This window comes from Mycobacterium sp. NGS51, from assembly GCF_059812525.1.
In genome coordinates this window covers 98,949-119,316 of the sequence record NZ_JCALCV010000009.1, presented here as the reverse complement: position 1 = coordinate 119,316, position 20,368 = coordinate 98,949, and the positions used below count along the sequence as shown (strand labels likewise).

Annotated in this window: 19 protein-coding genes and 1 tRNA gene; 16 read left to right on the top strand and 4 right to left on the bottom strand. The window is 66.3% G+C overall.

The window, feature by feature from the left end; genetic code table 11:
- Nucleotides 1-22: 22 nt before the first annotated feature.
- The 3 genes from AC5Y5W_RS13250 to lipE are packed head-to-tail and all read left to right on the top strand — an operon-like array spanning nucleotide 23 to nucleotide 2,625.
- Entirely contained in the window at nucleotides 23-211 is a 189-nt protein-coding gene (locus AC5Y5W_RS13250) for a hypothetical protein (protein WP_500013264.1), read from the top strand.
- Nucleotides 212-253: 42 nt separating this feature from the next.
- Nucleotides 254-1,360, top strand: coding sequence for an Rv2629 family ribosome hibernation factor (locus tag AC5Y5W_RS13245; RefSeq protein WP_500013265.1), 1,107 nt, complete (start codon nucleotides 254-256; stop codon nucleotides 1,358-1,360).
- Between the two features lie 23 nt (nucleotides 1,361-1,383).
- On the top strand, nucleotides 1,384-2,625 hold the full coding sequence (gene lipE / locus AC5Y5W_RS13240) for a lipase LipE (RefSeq protein ID WP_500013266.1): 1,242 nt from the start codon (nucleotides 1,384-1,386) through the stop codon (nucleotides 2,623-2,625).
- A gap of 81 nt (nucleotides 2,626-2,706) precedes the next feature.
- Here lipE and AC5Y5W_RS13235 read toward each other — a convergent pair.
- Both AC5Y5W_RS13235 and AC5Y5W_RS13230 read right to left on the bottom strand, forming a co-directional pair.
- Nucleotides 2,707-2,793: transfer RNA gene (locus tag AC5Y5W_RS13235), tRNA-Ser, on the bottom strand.
- A gap of 21 nt (nucleotides 2,794-2,814) precedes the next feature.
- Nucleotides 2,815-3,312 carry a MarR family winged helix-turn-helix transcriptional regulator gene (locus AC5Y5W_RS13230; protein ID WP_500013268.1) on the bottom strand — a complete coding sequence of 166 codons (498 nt, stop codon included), beginning with the start codon at nucleotides 3,310-3,312 and terminating at the stop codon, nucleotides 2,815-2,817.
- Nucleotides 3,313-3,378: 66 nt separating this feature from the next.
- Between AC5Y5W_RS13230 and AC5Y5W_RS13225 the strand changes: the two genes are divergently transcribed.
- A complete protein-coding gene (locus tag AC5Y5W_RS13225) occupies nucleotides 3,379-4,359 on the top strand; it encodes an NAD(P)H-quinone oxidoreductase (RefSeq protein WP_500013270.1) in 981 nt (326 codons plus the stop codon).
- A gap of 7 nt (nucleotides 4,360-4,366) precedes the next feature.
- Here the strand turns inward: AC5Y5W_RS13225 and AC5Y5W_RS13220 are convergent, their stop codons facing one another.
- On the bottom strand, nucleotides 4,367-5,563 hold the full coding sequence (locus AC5Y5W_RS13220) for a cysteine desulfurase-like protein (RefSeq protein ID WP_500013272.1): 1,197 nt from the start codon (nucleotides 5,561-5,563) through the stop codon (nucleotides 4,367-4,369).
- A 110-nt stretch (nucleotides 5,564-5,673) separates the two neighbouring features.
- Between AC5Y5W_RS13220 and AC5Y5W_RS13215 the strand changes: the two genes are divergently transcribed.
- Genes AC5Y5W_RS13215 through AC5Y5W_RS13190 form a run of 6 tightly spaced genes read left to right on the top strand, consistent with a single transcriptional unit; the run spans nucleotide 5,674 to nucleotide 11,029 of the window.
- A complete protein-coding gene (locus tag AC5Y5W_RS13215) occupies nucleotides 5,674-7,638 on the top strand; it encodes a DUF6541 family protein (protein WP_500013274.1) in 1,965 nt (654 codons plus the stop codon).
- A gap of 2 nt (nucleotides 7,639-7,640) precedes the next feature.
- Nucleotides 7,641-8,162, top strand: a complete 522-nt coding sequence (locus AC5Y5W_RS13210; protein WP_500013276.1) for a bacterial proteasome activator family protein — start codon at nucleotides 7,641-7,643, stop codon at nucleotides 8,160-8,162.
- Between the two features lie 10 nt (nucleotides 8,163-8,172).
- On the top strand, nucleotides 8,173-8,979 hold the full coding sequence (wzt, locus tag AC5Y5W_RS13205) for a galactan export ABC transporter ATP-binding subunit Wzt/RfbE (RefSeq protein WP_500013278.1): 807 nt from the start codon (nucleotides 8,173-8,175) through the stop codon (nucleotides 8,977-8,979).
- Nucleotides 8,976-9,938, top strand: coding sequence for a galactofuranosyltransferase GlfT1 (glfT1, locus tag AC5Y5W_RS13200; RefSeq protein WP_500013280.1), 963 nt, complete (start codon nucleotides 8,976-8,978; stop codon nucleotides 9,936-9,938). The genes wzt and glfT1 overlap by 4 nt, the downstream gene beginning before the upstream one ends.
- Nucleotides 9,935-10,765, top strand: coding sequence for a galactan export ABC transporter permease subunit Wzm/RfbD (gene wzm, locus AC5Y5W_RS13195; protein WP_500013282.1), 831 nt, complete (start codon nucleotides 9,935-9,937; stop codon nucleotides 10,763-10,765). The genes glfT1 and wzm overlap by 4 nt, the downstream gene beginning before the upstream one ends.
- Nucleotides 10,766-10,825: 60 nt before the next feature.
- Nucleotides 10,826-11,029: a CsbD family protein gene (locus AC5Y5W_RS13190; RefSeq protein ID WP_500013283.1), complete on the top strand. Its 204-nt coding sequence runs from the start codon at nucleotides 10,826-10,828 to the stop codon at nucleotides 11,027-11,029.
- A gap of 9 nt (nucleotides 11,030-11,038) precedes the next feature.
- Here the strand turns inward: AC5Y5W_RS13190 and AC5Y5W_RS13185 are convergent, their stop codons facing one another.
- Nucleotides 11,039-11,824 (bottom strand): type 1 glutamine amidotransferase domain-containing protein, encoded by a 786-nt coding sequence (locus AC5Y5W_RS13185; protein ID WP_500013285.1) that lies wholly within the window; start codon nucleotides 11,822-11,824, stop codon nucleotides 11,039-11,041.
- A 163-nt stretch (nucleotides 11,825-11,987) separates the two neighbouring features.
- On the opposite strand from AC5Y5W_RS13185, the gene AC5Y5W_RS13180 reads away from it, so the two are divergent.
- From AC5Y5W_RS13180 to AC5Y5W_RS13155, 6 genes are all read left to right on the top strand, one after another.
- Nucleotides 11,988-12,473, top strand: a complete 486-nt coding sequence (locus tag AC5Y5W_RS13180) for a GreA/GreB family elongation factor (RefSeq protein WP_500013286.1) — start codon at nucleotides 11,988-11,990, stop codon at nucleotides 12,471-12,473.
- 25 nt (nucleotides 12,474-12,498) lie between these two features.
- Nucleotides 12,499-12,912 (top strand): GtrA family protein, encoded by a 414-nt coding sequence (locus AC5Y5W_RS13175; protein ID WP_500013288.1) that lies wholly within the window; start codon nucleotides 12,499-12,501, stop codon nucleotides 12,910-12,912.
- 33 nt (nucleotides 12,913-12,945) lie between these two features.
- The gene (gene dprE1 / locus AC5Y5W_RS13170; RefSeq protein WP_500013290.1) at nucleotides 12,946-14,325 is read left to right on the top strand and encodes a decaprenylphosphoryl-beta-D-ribose oxidase; all 1,380 of its coding nucleotides are present in this window, start codon (nucleotides 12,946-12,948) and stop codon (nucleotides 14,323-14,325) included.
- A complete protein-coding gene (gene dprE2 / locus AC5Y5W_RS13165; protein ID WP_500013292.1) occupies nucleotides 14,326-15,090 on the top strand; it encodes a decaprenylphospho-beta-D-erythro-pentofuranosid-2-ulose 2-reductase in 765 nt (254 codons plus the stop codon).
- Nucleotides 15,091-15,095: 5 nt separating this feature from the next.
- Nucleotides 15,096-17,048, top strand: a complete 1,953-nt coding sequence (locus tag AC5Y5W_RS13160) for a galactan 5-O-arabinofuranosyltransferase (RefSeq protein WP_500013306.1) — start codon at nucleotides 15,096-15,098, stop codon at nucleotides 17,046-17,048.
- A 98-nt stretch (nucleotides 17,049-17,146) separates the two neighbouring features.
- Entirely contained in the window at nucleotides 17,147-20,332 is a 3,186-nt protein-coding gene (locus tag AC5Y5W_RS13155) for an arabinosyltransferase domain-containing protein (protein WP_500022376.1), read from the top strand.
- The last annotated feature ends 36 nt before the right edge of the window (nucleotides 20,333-20,368 follow it).

Here is a 20,368-nt window from a genome sequence, read left to right as displayed (position 1 = left end):
CGGAGGTGGGAACCCTCCCGCTATGTCTACCTATCGAGTGCTCAACCCGAAGGGCGACGTCGTCGCGACCAAGGACATCGTCAGCGCCGACGACGCGCATGCGTGGTTTGTCGACGCCAAGGCCGACAACACCGAACTCGGCTGGCGGATGGAAGTCAACATCGACGGCGACTGGCGGTTTTTCGACGACACCGAAGGCGACCGCGGCTGAGGTGGCGTTTGTCCGCCCAGTCGGCGGGCAACCCAACTGGGCATGGATTCCGAACGCTTCCGCCAGCTGCTGACCACCCGCGGCCCGTTCGCATCGGTGTATTTCGAGGACTCGCACGACACCGAGGATGCCGCCACCCAGCTTGATCTCAAGTGGCGAGGATTGCGGGACCAGCTCGTCGAGCAGGGCTTCGACGAATCGCTGACCGCAGAGATCGAACGCGCCGTGATGGATTTGCGCGCACCGGTCGGGCGTAGCGGCCGCGCGGTGGTCGCCGGCGCCGACGGCGTCGTGCTCAACGAGCACCTACTGCGCCCGACCGCCGCCCAGGTCGTTCGAGTTTCCGAGCTGCCCTACATCGTGCCAATCGTCGAGCAGGGCTTCGAGGACGCCAACTATTTGCTCGTCGCGGTGGACCACACCGGCGCCGACATCACCGTGCACGTTGACGGCACGCTGAGCTCGGAGACCGTCGACGGCGGCGGCCATCCGGTTCACAAGGCGTCGGGGGCTGAAACCGCCGGCTACGGCGATCCCCAACTGCGCAGCGACGAAGCCGGCCGCAAGAACGTCCGGGCGGTCGCCGACCGTATCGCCGAGCTGGTCGACGACGCGTCGGCTGACGCCGTGTTCGTGGTCGGCGAGGTCCGGTCCCGCTCGGACCTGTTGGCGACGTTGGCCGCGAGGGTGAGCGCCCTCGCGGTGCCGCTGCAGGTCGGTGCCCGGCACAGCGGGCATGACTTCGACGAGGTGCAACAGGCCATCGAGGAGGAACTGCTCAAGCGCCGGTTGGCCGTGCTCGACGAAGCCGCGCAGCGATTCACCGCCGAGATCGGCCGGCAATCCGGGTTGGCCGCCGAGGGGCTCGGCCCGGTTTGTTCGGCCCTGCGTCAGGGTGCGGTGGAAACGTTGATCATCGGTGACATCGGCGACGCGACGGTGGTCGCCGACCAGGAGCTCACAGCCGTGGCGCCGAACGCCGACGTGCTCTCCGAGCAGGGCGCTGCGCCGGCCCGGACGTTGCGGGCCGACGAAGCGCTCCCGTTGCTCGCGGTTTCGATCGGGGCGTCGCTGGTCCGCACCGACGAACGCATCGACCCCGCCGACGGCGCGGGCGCGGTGCTGCGATACGCGCCGACGCTGCACTGAGCCACGCCACGTACCCTCGCGGGATGGGCAATGCTGACGGCAGCATCCGGGTGCCGGCCGACCTCGACGCGGTCACCGCGGTGGGGGAGGAAGACCATTCCGGGATCGACCCGAAAGCCGTCGAACGGATTTGGGCGGCGGCCCGGTACTGGTATCAGGCGGGCATGCACCCGGCTATCCAGCTATGCCTGCGCCATAACGGCCGCGTCGTGCTCAACCGGGCGATTGGGCACGGCTGGGGCAATGCGCCGACCGACCCGCCGGACGCCGACAAGGTCCCGGTCCGAACGGACACCCCGTTCTGCGTGTACTCGTCGGCCAAGGCGATCACCGCGACCGTGGTGCACATGCTGGCCGAGCGCGGGCAGTTCTCGCTCGACGACCGAGTGTGTGAATACATTCCCAGCTACACCAGCCATGGCAAGGACCGGACCACGATCCGGCATGTGTTGACGCACAGCGCGGGCGTTCCCTTTCCGACCGGACCGCGGCCAGACCTCAAACGGGCGGATGACCACGAGTACGCGCAGGAACAGCTCGGCAAGCTACGGCCGCTCTACCGACCGGGCCGGATGCACATCTACCACGCGCTGACGTGGGGTCCGCTGATGCGCGAAATCGTCTATGCCGCAACGGGCAAGGACATCCGTGAAATTCTGGCCACCGAGATCCTCGACCCATTGGACTTCCGCTGGACCAACTTCGGTGTGGCAGAACAAGATCTCCCGCTGATTGCGCCCAGCCACGCGACCGGCAGGCAACTACCCGCGCCGATCGCGGTGGCCTTCCGTAAGGCGATCGGCGGGACGGTTCACCAGATCATCCCGCTCACCAACACGCCGCTGTTCTTGACAACGGTCGTCCCGTCGTCGAACACCGTGTCCAATGCTGACGAGCTGTCGCGGTTCGCCGAAATCTGGCGCCGTGGCGGTGAACTCGACGGGGTGCGGATACTGCAGCCCGACACGATGCGCGGTGCGGTACGCGAATGCCGCCGCCTGCGACCGGATTTCGCGACCGGGCTGGCGCCGCTGCGCTGGGGCACCGGATTCATGTTGGGCTCCAACAGGTTCGGGCCGTTCGGCCGCCACGCACCGCAGGCGTTCGGTCACTTGGGATTGGTCAACGTCGCGATCTGGGCCGACCCCGAGCGGGGGCTGTCAGCCGGGCTGGTCAGCAGCGGCAAACCCGGCAGGGATTCCGCGCCCAAGCGCTACACCGCGCTGATGGATCGGATCGCTGCTGAAATCCCGCGGGGCCGCTAATCAGACCACGAGCGTGCACAGAATGCCGTGGATTTGAGCGTTTTGACGTACAAGTGCGCACGTTCGCGCCGAGAAAGAGAGCGGTGGCGGAGGGATTTGAACCCCCGGACGGTGTTAGCCGTCTCTCGCTTTCAAGGCGAGTGCATTAGGCCGCTCTGCCACGCCACCGCCGATAAGGGTAGCGGGAGCTCAGGTCCGATCGACCGACAGCTTCAACGCGGCAGCGATCCGGCGGCAGTTCTCCCCCGTCGCGGCGATTTGAGACCGCGACAATGGGCTGAGGAAATAGGTGCGTACATCTTGGGCATAGGTCACCAGGGCCTGCGCCGCCACCGCCCGGCCGTTGTCGGTAATGGTGGCCACCACGCCACGCCGATCGTCGCGGCTGGCTTCGCGCCGCACCAGCCCCTGCAACTCGAGGCGACCGATCTGCCGGGTCAGGCGGCTCGGCAAGGCCGGCAGCGCCTCGGCCAGATCACCCATCCGCACTGAGCCGCCGGGTGCATTGCAGAGCATGTCCAATACCCGGACATCGATCAGGGATAGCTGATGAAGGTCGACCAGTCGCCGGTTGAGCGTCGCATACAAGCGCAGCGCAGAATCCAAGAAGTTCTGCCACGACTTCTGTTCGGCGATATCCAGCCCGGGCATCTCACTGGCAGTCCGGCCGGCGATGAGGCCGCCCATTACGTCATGTTATGCGACACATCGTCTTTGGAACAGCAGGAATTCCCAGGTAGTAGCGTGTCGGGAATGCACGCCATCGTCGCTGAATCGGCCGATCAACTCCTGTGGCAGCAAGTGCCCGACGCAAAGCCTGGCCGCGGCGAGGTGCTGATCAAGGTCGGCGCGGCCGGCGTCAACCGCGCCGATGTGCTGCAGGCCGCCGGTCGCTACCCGCCGCCGCCGGGCGCCAGCGAACTGCTCGGCATGGAGGTGTCCGGTGTCGTCGCCGAGGTGGGTGGCGAGGTCACCGAATGGTCGGCGGGGCAAGAAGTCTGCGCGTTGCTGGCCGGCGGCGGGTATGCCGAGTATGTCGCTGTTCCCGCTGGTCAGGTGCTGCCGATTCCTGAGGGTATCGACCTGCACGACGCCGCCGGGCTGCCCGAAGTCGCATGCACGGTGTGGTCGAACCTGGTGCTCACGGCCGGGTTGACCGATGGCCAGCTAATCCTGATCCACGGCGGCGCCAGCGGTGTGGGCAGCCACGGGATCCAAATCGCCCGCGCGCTGGGCGCCCGGGTAGCGATCACAGCCGGGTCTCCGGCCAAGCTGAAACTCTGTCGCGACCTGGGCGCCGAGATCACCATCGCCTACCACGACGAGGACTTCGTCGCGCGAGTGAAAGAGGCCAGTGACGGCGCGGGCGCCGACGTGATTCTGGACATCATGGGCGCGGCCTACCTGGACCGCAATATCGATGCGCTGGCCGCTGACGGGCAGCTGGTCATCATCGGTATGCAGGGCGGCGTCAAGGGCGAGCTCAACATCGGCAAGTTGATCGGCAAACGGGCACGGGTCATCGGGACCGCGTTGCGGGGCAGGCCGGTGGCTGGTCCCAGCGGTAAGAGCGCCGTCGTAGCGGCGGTACGGAAGTCGGTCTGGCCGATGTTTGCCGACGGCCGCGTGCGCCCGGTCATCGGTGCTCGGATGCCGATTCAGCAGGCTGCTGAGGCCCATCGAATGCTCAGCTCAGGCGGGGTGACTGGAAAGATCGTGCTGACGCTCGATTAGCGTCGGCTCACCCAAGGGAGGCCAGCGCCCGGACCAGTTGGTCGACCTCCGCCATGGTCGAGTAGTGCGCCAGACCCACCGTGACCGCGCCGCCGACGTCGTTGACACCGATCACGTTGAGTACCCGGGAGCTGGCATTGGAGACCGCCAGGATCCCGTTGTCCGCCAACCGTTGCACGACCCGCTCGGCCGGCACCTCTTGGACGGCGAAACTGACGACAGGTATTCGCGCCTCGGGCCGGCCGATCACCATCACCAACGGCAGCGACCGCAGCGACGTCATCAGGTAATCGAATATCCGGCTCATGTACGACGCGGCGGATTCCATCGAAACCGCGAGTCGTTCGCGTCTGCTTCCGCGAGCCGACTCGTCGAGCGACGCGAGATACTCGACGCTCGCGACGAATCCGGCCAGCAGCCCGAACTGGTGCACGCCGACTTCCAGCCGGGCCGGGCCGGTCGCGAGCGGGTTCGTCGAGACCGAACCGAACGAGTTGATCAGCGTGGGATCGCGAAATACCAACGCGCCGATCGGCGGACCGCCCCAGCCGACCGCGTTCACTGCCACCACGTCGGCGTCGATCTCGTCGATGTCGATCAGTCGGTAGGGTGCCGCGGCGGAGTGGTCGACAACCACCAGGCCGCCGACGTCGTGGATCAGCTTGGTTGCCGCGCGAAGGTCGGTGACGGTACCCAACGTTCCCGATGCCGACGTCACCGCGACTAGACGGGTGGATTTGCCGATCAGGCTCTCCCATTGCCAGGTCGGCAGCTCGCCGGTCTCGATGTCGACCTCGGCCCACTTCACCTTGGCGCCGAATCGGTTTGCTGCGCGAAGCCACGGGGCAATATTTGCCTCGTCGTCCAGGCGGCTGACGATCACCTCGTAGCCCAGGCCGGCCCGCGAGGACGACGCATCGGCCAGCGAGGCCAGCAAAACCGCGCGATCGGCACCCAGCACCACCGCACGCGGATCGGCGCCCACCAGGTCGGCCACCGCGACCCGCGCGGCCTCCAGCACGGCGGCGCTGCGCTGTGCCGAGGGGTGGGGGCCGGTGGCGCTGGGGAACGATCCGCGGAACGCGGTCGACACCGTGGTGGCCACCGAGTCGGGGACCAGCATCCCCGCAGGTGCGTCGAAGTGCACCCACCCGTCTCCCAGCGACGGGTGTAGACCGCGCACTCGGGCGACGTCGTATGCCATGCCAGCCACCTTAAGAATCCCGCAAATTCCGCAAACCGTGACGGTAGCGGGGCACCCGGATGCGTCCCCGCCGTCCCGAGCCAGGTCACCCGGCCAGCCATACTAGTCCAGTGGCGCTGACGTTCGGAACGCTGATCGCACTGTTTTTGCTGATCGTCCCGGGGGCAATCGTCGCCCGCAGCGCTCAGCTAACTTGGCCCATCGCCGTGGCGGTTGGCCCTGCGCTGACCTACGGCGTCGTCGCGCTGGCCATCATTCCCTTCGGCGCGGTCGGAATCCCTTGGAACGCTTGGACAGCTCTGGCCGCGCTGGTGATCGTGGCGGTACTGGCGGCGGGTTTGCGGGTGGGGTTGGCCCGCTACCGCGACGTAGCGGGCGAATCGCGGGCGGTCACCGGCCGGCCGGCGCTGACGGTGGCTGTCGGAGTGCTGCTGGGAGCGCTGCTCATTTGGTACGCAGCGCTGCGCGGCATCCCGCACTGGCAATCGATCCCCAGCACTTGGGACGCGGTCTGGCACGCCAATACGGTCCGGTTCATCCTCGACACCGGCCAGGCGTCGTCCACTCACATGGGTGAGCTGCGCAATGTGGACACCCGCGACGTGCTGTACTACCCGTCGGCGTTTCATGCGCTGGTCGCGGTGGATTGTCAGCTGACCGGCGCCGCGCCCACCACCGGCTACACGCTGAGCTCACTGGCGGCGGCCATTTGGCTGTTCCCGGTCAGCGCGGCGGTGCTCACCTGGCGGGTGGTGCGGGCGCATACCAGCGTCGGACGCACCGCCTGGGCCGCGGCCGCCGCGGCGGCGCTCTCGGCGTCATTCACCGCGGTGCCCTACATCGAATTCGACACCGCCGCAATGCCCAACCTGACCGCCTACGGTCTTGCGGTGCCCGCTTTTGCGGTGGTCACCTCCACACTGCGGCACCGCGACCGGATCCCGGTGGCAGCGCTGGCGTTGTTCGGGGTGTTTTCGGTGCACATCACCGGCGGCATCATCGCCATCCTGTTGCTGGCCGGGTGGTGGCTGCTGGAGGCGCTGCGCCATCCGGTGCGTGGCCGCCTCGCGGACTTCTGGACGCTGGTCGCCGTCGCAGTACCCACCGGGCTGGTGCTGTTGCCGCAGTTCCTCGTGGTGAAAAAGCAGGAAGACATCATCGCCGGGCATTCGTTTCTGACCTACCTGAGTAAGAAGCGGGGGTTGTTCGACGCGGTCTTCCAGCATTCGCGGCATCTCAACGATTTCCCGGTGCAGTACGCGCTGACCGTTTTGGCAGCCGTCGGCGGGCTGGTGCTGCTGATCAGGATGGTCTGGTGGCCGCTGGCGGTGTGGCTGCTGCTGGTCGTGATGAACGTCGACGCCGGGACACCGCTGGGTGGCCCGGTGGGAGCCGTCGCCGGACTGTTCGGCGAGTTCTTCTACAAAGATCCGCGCCGGATAGCGGCGGCCACCACGCTGCTGCTGACACCGATGGCCGGGATCGGGCTGCTGGCATTAGTTGCGTTACTGATGGCGGTACTACGACGGCTGGGTGGCCGGCGGCTGTCCGCCCGAGCCCTCGGCACAGCCGGTGCGGTAGCGCTGTTGGCAGTCACGCTGGTCAGCGCGTGGCACTACTTTCCCCGCCACCGGTTCTTGTTCGGCCACAAGTACGACTCGGCGATGGTCAGCCAGCGGGACCTCGAGGCGATGGCCTATCTGGCGCGGCTGCCCGGCGCCCGCACCACGCTGATCGGCAACGGCAACACCGACGGCACGGCGTGGATGTATGCGGTGGCTGGCCTGCATCCGCTGTGGACGCACTACGACTACCCGGTGCAGCAGGGACCCGGCTATAACCGCTTCATCTTCTGGGCCTACGCCGACGACGCTGACACCGACCCGCGAGTAGCTGAGGCAGTTCGGGTACTCGATATCCGCTACGTCCTGACCAGCAAGCCAGTGGTCGGGGGGTTCGCGATGCCCGACGGGCTAGTGTCACTCGAGAAGTCCACGTCGTGGGTGAAGATCTATGACAACGGCGAAGCCCGGATTTACGAATGGCGCGGCGCCCCTACGACCCCTAGAACATGAGGATGGTGACTGGATTGAGTACTCAAGACGACGACGACAACATCGAGATCGTCGGCGGCATGGACCCGCGGCTGATCACGGGCGGCGAGGACGACGACTCCGATGACCGGTCACTGACCGACCTCGTCGAGCAGCCCGCCAAGGTCATGCGGATCGGCACCATGATCAAACAGCTGCTCGAGGAGGTCCGGGCTGCCCCGCTCGACGAGGCCAGCCGCAACCGGCTCCGCGAGATCCACGCCACCAGCATTCGCGAGCTCGAAGACGGGCTGGCGCCCGAGCTGCGCGACGAACTCGACCGGTTGACATTGCCATTCAGCAACGAAACCCCGTCGGACTCCGAGCTGCGCATCGCCCAGGCCCAGTTGGTCGGCTGGCTGGAAGGGCTGTTCCACGGAATCCAGACGGCGCTATTCGCCCAGCAGATGGCTGCCCGCGCCCAACTCGAACAGATGCGCCAGGGCGCCCTGCCGCCCGGGATCGGCCGCAGCGGGCACGGCCCGGGTACCGGGCAATACCTGTAAGCAGACGCTGGTGAGCACACCGCAGATCGAGACACGCGATGCGTGGGTGGAGTTTCCCATCTTCGATGCCAAATCGCGCTCGCTGAAAAAGGCATTCCTCGGCAAGGCCGGCGGCACGATCGGGCGCAACGCGTCCAACGTGGTGGTCGTCGAGGCGCTGCGGGACATCACCATGTCGCTGAACCTGGGCGACCGGGTCGGCCTGGTCGGCCACAACGGGGCGGGAAAATCGACTCTGCTGCGCCTGCTTTCCGGGATCTACGAGCCGACGCGGGGTTCGGCTTCGGTCACCGGCCGGGTGGCGCCGGTCTTCGATCTCGGCGTCGGCATGGACCCAGAGATCTCGGGCTACGAGAACATCATCATCCGCGGCCTTTTCCTCGGTCAGACCCGGCGCCAGATGCTGGCCAAGGTCGACGAGATCGCCGAGTTCACCGAACTGGGCGATTACCTGTCGATGCCGCTACGCACCTATTCCACCGGGATGCGGGTCCGGCTGGCGATGGGAGTGGTCACCAGCATCGACCCGGAGATCCTGCTGCTCGACGAGGGCATCGGGGCAGTAGACGCCGAGTTCTTGAAGAAGGCCCAGACCCGGCTGCAGCGGCTGGTGGAGCGTTCCGGAATCCTGGTATTCGCCAGCCATTCCAACGAGTTTCTGGCGCGGCTGTGTAAGACCGCGATGTGGATTGACCACGGCAGTATCCGGCTCACCGGCGGCATCGAAGATGTCGTGCGGGCCTACGAGGGTGAGGATGCCGCCCGGCATGTGCGTGAGGTGCTGGCCGAGACTGCGGCGGACGAGGTGTCGGGATGAGTAGCACAGTATGTGCCGTCGTGGTGACCCATCGGCGCCCCGACGAACTGGCCAAGTCACTGGATGTGCTGACCACCCAGAGCCGGCTGCCCGATCACCTGATTGTGGTCGACAATGGGAACGAAGACAGGGTCCGGGAGCTGGTGACCGGCCAGCCGATTCCCACAATGTATCTGGGATCGCGCCGAAACCTCGGTGGTGCAGGGGGTTTCGCGCTGGGCATTCTGCAGGCTTTATCGCTGGGCGCGGATTGGGTGTGGCTGGCCGACGACGACGGCCACCCGGCCGACACCGAGGTGCTGGCCACCCTGCTGGCCTGCGCTCAGCAGTACGGCCTGGCCGAGGTGTCGCCGATGGTGTGCAATGCCGACGACCCGCAGCGGCTGGCATTCCCGCTGCGGCGCGGCCTGGTGTGGCGCAGGTTGGTCAGCGAATTACGCACTGACCGTGGCGATCGGAAGCGCGGCGAAGCCGGGCGCACCGGGTCGCCACCAGATCTTGCCGCCCAGGATCTACTGCCGGGGATCGCGTCGCTGTTCAACGGCGCGCTGTTTGCCGCCTCGACGTTCGAGGCGATCGGTGTACCCGACCTGCGGTTGTTCATCCGCGGCGACGAGGTCGAAATGCACCGCCGGCTGGTGCGCTCCGGGCTGCCGTTCGGGACCTGCCTGACCACGTCGTATCTGCATCCCTGCGGTTCCGCCGAGTTCAAGCCGATCCTGGGCGGCCGAATGCACACCCAGTATCCCGACGACGCCGCCAAGCGGTATTTCACCTACCGCAACCGCGGTTATCTGCTGTCGCAGCCTGGGCTGCGCCGCCTGCTTCCCCAGGAGTGGCTGCGGTTCGGCTGGTTTTTCCTCGTTTCTCGCCGCGACCCAGCCGGACTGGTGGAGTGGTTTCGGTTGCGGCGCTTGGGCCGTCGTGAACACTTCGGCCGACCCGGGGAGCGTGCGTGACCATCATTGACGCTGCGGCGCAGTCCAAGACGTTCACCCGCGCCTGGCGCGATCTGGCCGATGGTTTCCGGCGCCGTGAGCTGTGGCTGCACCTGGGCTGGCAGGACATCAAGCAGCGGTACCGCCGCAGCGTGCTGGGCCCGTTCTGGATCACGATCGCGACGGGAGTTACTGCCGTCGCGATGGGTGGCCTGTACTCCAAGCTCTTCCATCTCGAGCTCGCGGTGCACCTGCCCTACGTCACGCTCGGGCTGATCATCTGGAACCTGATCAACGCCGCCATCCTGGAAGGCGCCGACGTGTTCGTCGCCAACGAGGGACTGATCAAACAGTTGCCGGCGCCGCTGAGTTTGCACGTCTACCGGCTGGTCTGGCGGCAGGTGATCCTGTTCGCCCACAACATCGTCATCTACGTCGTTATCGCGATCATCTACCCCAAACCGTGGTCGTGGGCCGACCTGACCGTGATCCCGGCACTGCTGCTGATCGTGCTCAACGCCGTGTGGGTGGCGCTGTGTTTCGGCATCCTGGCCACCCGTTACCGCGATATCGGCCCGCTGCTGTTCTCCGTCGTGCAGTTGCTGTTCTTCATGACGCCGATCATCTGGAATGACGACACACTGCGACAGCAGGGCGCCGGCCGGTGGGGCAAAATCGTCGAACTCAACCCGCTATTGCACTATTTGGACATCGTGCGTGCGCCGCTGCTGGGCGCTCAGCAAGAACTGCGGCACTGGGTGGTGGTGCTGGTGCTGACGGTGGTCGGATGGGTGCTGGCGGCCATTGCGATGCGCCAATATCGTGCGCGCGTGCCGTATTGGGTCTAGCCGCTGCCGGTTGACCATCGTCCGCCGCGGGTATGCGGGAAGGCGGACAGAGGAGTCGTTATGAGTTTGACCGACAAGGCCAGAAACAAGTTGCAGAAGGTCAAGGGCACTGCGAAGGAGACCCTTGGCCGCGCCACCGGCGACCGCGATATGGAAAACCGCGGTGTCGGCGATCGGGTGGGATCAGATTTGAAGGATGCCGGCGAAAAGGTCAAAGACGCATTCCGCGGCCGCGGCCGTGGACGCGGCCGGCGACGCGCTTGATCGCGAAATTCAGCGGCCGCGCTGCACCTTGCTGACGAATGCGGCACCGAACGCTTTCGCCGAGTAGGGATCTTGACCGGTGATCAGCTCGCGGTCCTCGACGACCTTGCTGCCCATCGGCAGCACGGTCTGCTCTACCTTGGCGCCGCGAGAGGCCAGCAGCTGAGTCGGATCGTCGATGAGATGTCCATGGAAGCGGCGGGCCAGCGGGATCGTCGACAGCATCGTGTCGACGCCGGTCTTGAAGCACGTCATCCGGTAGCCGTCGTAGATCCAGCGGCGGTCGACGTTAGGCGCCGCAGCGAGCGCAGCCGGAGCATGACAGATCAACCCGGTGGTCCGTTGCGCGTCATGGAAATACCGCACGAGGGCCCCGAAGTCGTCGTTGAGAGACTGATCGGTGAACGCATCGCGGTGCAGCAAGTCGACCAGTGGCGCATGGCCACCCGGCACGAAGACAGCGTCGAAACCGGCCAACCGATGAGTGTCGTGGGCGATCTCCTCGAGTTTGGCGGGTTGTGCGAGACCGAGTTCCAGCAGCCGTCGATAACTGGACAGTGCCACGTCGCGTTTGCCTCGCGACAGGCCGAAATACAGCAGACTGCACGAGGTTCCGTCGATGGTGGGGATGCGCCCATTGGGCGTCGCGAACGACAATTCAAAGCCCGCAGCCAGCATCGCGTCGGTCGGCTCGACCAACTCGCCCAGATACGTGCCGGTCGGCTCGCTGCGCCCTTCCCGCAGCGGAATCCGATCGGCCGCCGACACCACGACCAGCACGCGGGGGGAATTCATCTGCACGGTGTCGGCAGTACCCGCAATCGGCGTGCATCAACCGGTCGCGCAATGGCACCACTCGGAACGACTGCGCGGGAATATATTGACGGAACAACCACAAAAACAATCGAGGCGCTCCGGGGTGGCTATCGCCGCTGCGCCCTGAGGGACAGGTGCGAAGGTGAGCGAGGAAGTCGAAGCCACGGGGTTGTCGGATGTGGCGCGCGAGCGCATCACCGCGGAGTTGGACCGGCTACGTGAACGCCGCGACCGGCTGGAGATCGAGGTCAGAAACGACCGCGGCAGTGTCAGCGACCATGCGGATGCCGCCGATGCCATCCAGCGCGCCGACGAACTGGCCGGCCTCGACGAGCGGATCGTCGAGCTCGACAGGCTGCTGCGCACCGGGCCGTCGCCGTCGAACGGAACCGACGCGCTGCCCGGCGGCACCGAGGTGACCTTGCGGTTCGGCGACGGTTCGGTCGTCACAATGCAGGTGATTTCCATTGTCGAGGAGACTCCGGCGGGCCACGAAGCCGAGACGCTGACGGCCGGCAGTCCGCTGGGGCAGGCCCTTGCCGGCCGTCAGCCCGGCGACAAGGTCACCTATACGACACCGCAAGGGGAAAGCCAGGTCGAACTGCTCGACGTGAAGTACCCGAGGTAGTCAGCCCGCCCGTAGACTTCCCGCGATGGCCGAAATCGCCCCACCGCGCGCAGACCTGAGCTTGACGACACAGGTGTGGCGGTTTGTCGTCACCGGGGGCTTGTCGGCGATCGTCGACTTCGGGCTTTACGTCGCCGGGCTGGCCGTCGGCCTTCAGGTCAACGTGGCAAAATCGCTGAGTTTCGTGGCGGGCACTGTCACCGCCTACCTGATCAACCGGCGCTGGACGTTTCAGGCGGCGCACACCACCGCCCGCTTCCTGGCGGTGTGTGGGCTCTACGGCGTGACATTCGCGGTACAGGTCGGCATCAATTACCTCTTCTATGTGCGGTTCGCCGCTCAGCCCTGGCGGGTTCCGGTCGCATTCGTGATCGCGCAGGGCACCGCCTCGGTGATCAATTTCGTCGTGCAGCGTTCGGTGATCTTCCGGATGCGCTGAGGCGCCCGGGCCAGGCGGTACCCTCTTTCACTGATGTTGCCCACGTTTCCCACCACCACGAAGCGGCTGACCGGCTGGGGCCGCACCGCGCCCTCGGTGGCGCAGGTGCTGGCGACGCCGGACGCCGAGCTGATCGCCAAGGCGGTGGCCCAGGCCGCCGACGCCGGCGACCGCGGCGTGATCGCGCGGGGGCTGGGCCGTTCCTACGGCGACAACGCGCAAAACGGCGGCGGGCTGGTCATCGACATGACGCCGCTGAATCGCATTCACTCGATCAGCGCCGACACCGGCCTGGTCGACGTCGACGGCGGCGTCAACCTGGACCAGTTGATGAAGGCCGCGCTGCCGTTCGGGCTGTGGGTTCCGGTGCTGCCCGGCACCCGGCAGGTCACCATCGGCGGGGCGATCGCTTGCGATATCCACGGGAAGAATCACCACAGCGCGGGCAGCTTCGGTGATCACGTGCGATCCATGGACTTGTTGACCGCCGGGGGCGAGGTCCGCCGGCTCACCCCCGACGGCGACGATGCCGAACTGTTCTGGGCCACGGTTGGCGGCAATGGTCTGACCGGAATCATCCTGCGCGCGGTGATCGCGATGACCCCGACCGAGACGGCGTACTTCATCGCCGACGGCGACGTCACCGCTAGCCTCGATGAAACGATCGCCTTTCACAGCGACGGCAGCGAGGCCAACTACACTTACTCGAGCGCGTGGTTCGACGCCATCAGCGCACCGCCGAAGCTGGGCCGGGCTGTGATTTCTCGTGGGTCTCTGGCAACTGTGGATCAATTACCGAAGAAACTGCAGAAGAACCCTCTCAAATTCGATGCGCCGCAATATTTTACGATGCCAGATATCTTTCCCAACGGCTTGGGCAACAAGCTGATCTTCGGCACACTGACGGATCTGTGGTACCGCATGGGCGGCACCTATCGCGGCAAAGCCCAGAACCTGACGCAGTTCTACCATCCGCTGGACATGGTCGCCGAGTGGAACCGCGCTTACGGCCCAGCCGGTTTCGGGCAGTACCAGTTCGTCGTGCCCGTCGAAGCGGTCGAGGAATTCAAGGGCATCATGTACGACATCCAACGCTCGGGTCACTATTCGTGGCTCAACGTGTTCAAGCTGTTCGGACCGGGCAACCAAGCACCGCTGAGCTTCCCAATTCCGGGCTGGAATGTCTGCGTCGATTTTCAGATCAAGCCCGGCCTCAACGAGTTCCTCAACGAACTCGACTGCCGGGTCCTGGAATTCGGCGGGCGCGTCTACACCGCCAAGGACTCCCGCACCACTGCCGAGATGTTCCACGCCATGTACCCGCGCATCGACGAATGGACTGCCGTACGCCGCAAGGTCGATCCCACCGGGGTGTTTGCTTCCGATATGGCCCGACGTTTGGAGCTGCTCTAGATGGTCTTTGACGCCGTTGGTAATCCGCAGACCATTCTGCTGCTCGGGGGCACCTCCGAGATCGGGCTGGCGATCTGCGAGCGCTACCTGCAGAACGCGCACGCGCGAATCGTACTGGCCTGCTTGCCCGACGACCCCGGCCGCGATGACGCCGTAGCGCAGATGAAAGCCGCCGGGGCCAAGGCGGTGGAGCTGATCGACTTCGACGCGGTCGACACCGACAGCCATCCCCGAGTCATCGAGCAAGCGTTCGCTGGCGGGGACGTCGACGTCGCGATCGTTGCGTTCGGACTGCTCGGCGACGCCGAGGAGCTGTGGCAGAACCAGCGCAAGGCGGTGCAGATCGCGGGAATCAACTACACCGCAGCGGTTTCAGTGGGCGTTCTGCTCGGCGAAAAGATGCGTGCTCAGGGCTTCGGCCAGATCATCGCGATGAGCACGGTGGCCGGCGAGCGGGTGCGTCGCTCCAACTTTGTCTACGGCTCCACCAAGGCCGGCTTGGACGGCTTTTATCTCGGTCTTGCAGAAGCGCTGCGGGAGTATGGCGTTCGGGTATTGGTCATCCGGCCGGGTCAGGTTCGCACCAGGATGAGTGCCCATATCAAAGAGGCGCCGTTGACGGTGGACAAGGAATATGTAGCCAACCTCGCGGTCACCGCGTCCGCGAAAGGTAAGGAATTGGTTTGGGCGCCAGGAGCATTCCGTTATGTGATGATGGTGTTGCGACACATTCCGCGGCCGATCTTCCGCAAACTGCCCATTTGAGCAGCATGCGAAACGCGCTGGCCACCATCGGTCAGATGCTGATCGCCGCCGCGGTGGCATTGCTTGTCGCGGTCGTCGCGCTGAAGGCCGTCGCCAGAGTGAACTGGCCGGCCTTCCCGTCGTCGAACCAACTGCACGCGCTGACCACGGTTGGCCAGGTCGGTTGCCTGGCCGGACTGCTCGGTGCCGGCTGGTTGTGGCGGCGGGGCCGGCAGCGGCTGGCGCAACTCGGCGCGCTGGTGTTCGTGTCGGCGTTTTCGGTGGTGACACTGGCGATGCCGTTGGGTGCCACCAAGCTCTATCTGTTCGGCATCTCCGTCGACCAGCAGTTCCGCACCGAATATCTGACCCGGCTCACCGACAGCGCCGCGTTGCAGGACATGACCTATATCGGGTTACCGCCGTTCTATCCGCCGGGCTGGTTCTGGATCGGCGGGCGCATCGCCGCGCTGACCGGAACACCGGCCTGGGAGATGTACAAGCCGTGGGCCATCACCTCGATCACGATCGCGGTTGCCGTGGCGCTGGTGTTGTGGTGGCGGATGATCCGCTTCGAGTACGCGCTGGTCGTCGCGACGGCCACCGCCGCGGTGACCCTGGCCTATAGCTCGCCGGAGCCTTACGCCGCGATGATCACCGTGCTGCTGCCGCCGGTGCTCGTGCTGACATGGTCGGGTCTGCGCGCTGGCGAGCGCAGCCTCCCCGCCGAACGTGAAGCTAACTTCACGCTGGGCGCCGACCGTGAACCCAACTTCACACTCGCGACCGTCGCCGGCCGCGGCGGGTGGGCGGCGGTGATCGGGGCCGGCATCTTCCTCGGCTTCGCGGCCACCTTCTACACACTGCTGCTGGCCTACAGCGCATTCACCATCGCGCTGATGGCGGTGCTGCTGGCGGCGTCGCGGTGGCGCGACGGGATCAAGGCCGCCCTGGGTCCGTTGCTGCGGCTGGCCGTCATCGCCGTGATCGCCGCAGCCATCGGGGCAACCACTTGGCTGCCGTATTTGCTGCGCACTGCCCACAATCCGGTCAGCAACACCGGCAGCGCCCGGCACTATCTGCCTGCTGACGGCGCCGAGCTGACCTTCCCGATGCTGCAGTTCACCCTGCTCGGCGCGCTCTGCATGGTCGGCACCCTGTGGCTGGTGCTTCGCGCTCGCGCCTCGGTGCGGGCCGCCGCGTTGGCGATCGGTGTCGTCGCCGTCTATCTCTGGTCGCTGCTGTCGATGCTGACCACGTTGGCCCGCACCACGCTGCTGTCGTTCCGGCTGCAGCCGACACTGACCGTGCTGCTGGCAGCCGCCGGAGTGTTCGGCTTCGTCGAACTGGCGCTCGCGGTCGCCCGCAGGCGCGACCGTCGGGTGATCGGCGTGGCCGTCGTCGTGGGGCTGGCCGGAGCGATCGGCTTCAGCCAGGACATTCCCGGCGTGCTGCGGCCGGACATCACCATCGCCTACACCGACACCGACGGGCACGGCCACCGCGGCGATCGCCGACCGCCCAGCGCCGAGAAGTACTATCCCGCCGTCGACGCCACGATCAGCCAGCTGACGGGCAAACCCCGCGACGAAATCGTGATGCTGACCGCGGACTACAGCTTTCTGTCCTACTACCCTTACTGGGGCTTTCAGGGGTTGACATCGCATTACGCCAACCCCCTTGCACAGTTCGACAGCCGGGCGGCCGCGATCAAGGCCTGGTCCAAGCTCAAGACCGCCGACGAATTCGTCCACGCCCTGGACACCCTGCCCTGGCAGCCGCCGACGGTATTCCTGATGCGACGCGGCGCGAACGACACCTACACGCTGCGGCTGGCCGAAGACGTCTATCCCAATCAGCCGAACGTCCGCCGCTACACCGTTGACTTCAACGACACGTCGTTTGCCGGCCCGCACTTCACGGTCAGGGATATCGGGCCGTTCGTCCTGGCAATCCGCAATCCGGAGACCCCTGGCTGATGGCGACTGAATCCACCAAGGCCGGGGAATTAGCATCTAGCTCCGTGAGCCGCGCTGTCGACAATGCAGAACGAAGCGATGAACAGCAGCGGCGCCCACTGACCGACGCGGGTGACAATCACCGGGTCGCCCGGGTTGTGGCCGTGCTCGCTGGACTGCTCGGCGCCCTGCTGGCGATCACCACCCCACTGCTGCCGGTCAAACAGACCACCGCCCAGTTGAACTGGCCGCAAAACGGCGTGCTGGGCAGTGTCGACGCACCGCTGATCGGCTACGTGGCCACCGACTTGAACATCACCATTCCGTGCCGGGCCGCCGCCGAACTGACCGGTGCCAAGTCGGTGCTGTTGTCCACGGTGCCCAAGCAGGCACCGAAAGCCGTCGACCGCGGGTTGTTGATCGAACGGGTCAACGACGATTTGCTGGTCATCGTCCGCAACACACCGGTGGTGGTGGCGCCGTTGAGCCAGGTGCTCAGCGGCGCCTGTCAGAAGCTGGTGTTGACCGCACACGCCGACAAAGTCACCGGCGAATTCGTCGGGCTGACTCAGGGACCCAACGCCAAAGACCCCGGCGCACCGCTGCGCGGCGAACGCGGCGGCTATGACTTCCGGCCGCAGATCGTCGGCGTATTCACCGATTTGAGCGGGCCGGCCCCGCCCGGCTTGACCTTCTCGGCGACCATCGACACCCGCTACAGCAGTGGGCCGACCTGGCTGAAACTGGCGGCGATGATCCTCGGGGTCTCGTTGACCGTCGCCGCACTGATCGCCCTGCACGTCTTGGACACTGCCGATTCCACTCGGCACCGCCGCTTCCTGCCCGCGCGCTGGTGGACTATCAGCGGGCTGGACGCCCTGGTCGCCGCCGTATTGGTGTGGTGGCACTTCGTGGGCGCCAACACCGCCGATGACGGCTACATCCTGACCATGGCCCGGGTTTCTGAACACGCCGGATACATGGCGAACTACTACCGGTGGTTCGGCACGCCCGAGGCGCCGTTCGGCTGGTACTACGACCTGCTGGCGCTGTGGGCGCATGTCAGCACAGCCAGCATTTGGATGCGCCTGCCCACCCTGCTGATGGCGCTGGCCTGCTGGTGGGTGATCAGCCGGGAAGTCATCCCCCGACTCGGCGATGCCGTCAAACACAGCCGCGCCGCGGCATGGACGGCGGCCGGGGTGTTCCTGGCGTTCTGGCTGCCGCTCAACAACGGGCTGCGGCCCGAGCCGATTATTGCCCTGGGCATCCTATTGACCTGGTGTTCGGTGGAACGGGCTGTGGCCACCAGTCGGCTGCTGCCGCTGGCGATCGCCTGCATCATCGGCGCCCTGACCCTGTTCTCCGGGCCGACCGGCATCGCGTCGATCGGCGCGCTGCTGGTGGCGATCGGGCCGCTGCGCACCATCCTGCACCGCCGTTCCAAACAGTTTGGGCTGCTGCCGCTGGTGGCACCGGTTGCGGCCGCGGTCACCGTCACAACGATCGTGATTTTCCGGGACCAGACGCTGGTGGGCGAAGCCCAAGCCAGCATGCTCAAATCCGCTGTCGGGCCCAGTTTGGCCTGGTTCGAGGAGCATGTCCGTTACGAGCGGCTGTTCCTGGCTACCCCCGACGGCTCGGTTGCCCGGCGGTTCGGCGTGCTGGCGTTGCTCGTCGCGTTGGCCGTGTCGGTGGCAATGTCCTTGCGCAAGGGCCGGATTCCGGGCACCGCCGTCGGGCCCAGCCGCCGGATCATCGGCATCACCGTCATCTCGTTCATCGCGATGATGTTCACGCCCACCAAGTGGACCCACCACTTCGGTGTGTTCGCCGGTTTGGCCGGCTCGCTGGGTGCGCTGGCTGCGGTCGCGGTGAGCGCGGCAGCGATGCGCTCCCGGCGCAACCGCACCTTGTTTGCCGCGCTGGTGCTGTTCGTCCTGGCGCTGTCATTCGCCAGCGTGAACGGCTGGTGGTACGTGTCCAATTTCGGTGTGCCGTGGTCGAATGCGTTCCCGAAATGGCATTTGGCATTCGCCACCGTGCTGGTCGGCCTGACGGTGCTGGTACTGCTGGCGGCGGCATGGTTCCATTTCGTCAACAACGGCGACTCGCCCGGCCGCCGCACGAGCTCTCGACTGGCGTCAATCATCCAGTCTCCTCTAGCGATTGCCGCGTGGGTGCTGATCTTCTTCCAGGTGCTGTCGCTGACCCTGGCGATGGTCGGCCAGTATCCGGCGTGGACGGTGGGCCGCTCCAACTTGCAGGCGCTGACCGGCAAGACCTGCGGGCTGGCCGACGACGTCTTGGTGGAGCAGGATCCCAACGCCGGCATGCTGGCACCGGTCGGTGTGCCGGCGAAAGACGCGCTGAGCGCCGGATTTGACCAAGGTTTCGAGGCCAACGGCATCCCCACCGACGTCTCCGCCGACCCCGTGATGGAACGCCCCGCCGACCGCAGCTTCGTCAGCGACGACGGGATGGTCACCAGCAGCGAGGCCGGCACCGAAGGCGGCACCACCGCCGCGCCGGGAATCAACGGGTCACGCGCGCGACTGCCCTACAACCTGGACCCCGCCCGCACGCCGGTGCTGGGCAGCTGGCGCTCGGGCGCGCAGGTACCCGCGGCGCTGCGGTCGGCGTGGTATCGACTGCCGCCGCGCGACGAGGCCGGGCCGCTGCTGGTGGTATCGGCAGCGGGCCGGTTCGACTCCGGCGAAGTTCAGGTGCAGTGGGCGGGCGATGACGAAAAGCCCGCGGGCACGGTAAGTTTCGGCGATGTCGGAGCATCGCCGGCCTGGCGTAACCTGCGTGCGCCGTTGGCGGCGGTGCCCCGCAGCGCCACCCAGGTGCGGGTAATCGTCAGCGACGACGACCTGGCGCCGCAGCACTGGATCGCGCTGACCCCGCCGCGAATACCGCGATTGCGCACCTTGCAGGAGGTAGTGGGCTCTCAGGATCCGGTGCTGCTGGACTGGCTGGTCGGCCTTGCGTTTCCCTGCCAGCGACCGTTCGGTCATCAAAACGGCGTCATCGAGGCACCGAAGTGGCGGATCCTGCCCGATCGGTTCGGCGCCGAGGCCAACTCGCCGGTGATGGACAACCTCGGCGGCGGCCCGCTGGGCATTACCGAACTACTGGACCGGGCAACCACCGTGCCCACCTATCTGAAGGACGACTGGTTCCGGGACTGGGGCGCGCTGCAGCAGTTGACGCCGTATTACCCCGCCGCGGTGCCGGCCCACCTCGACCTTGGCTCGGTGACACGCAGCGGGGTATGGAGTCCGGGGCCGCTTCGGCACTAGGGCGTTGCCTTGAGCGTGAAACTGTTGCGAGTTTCC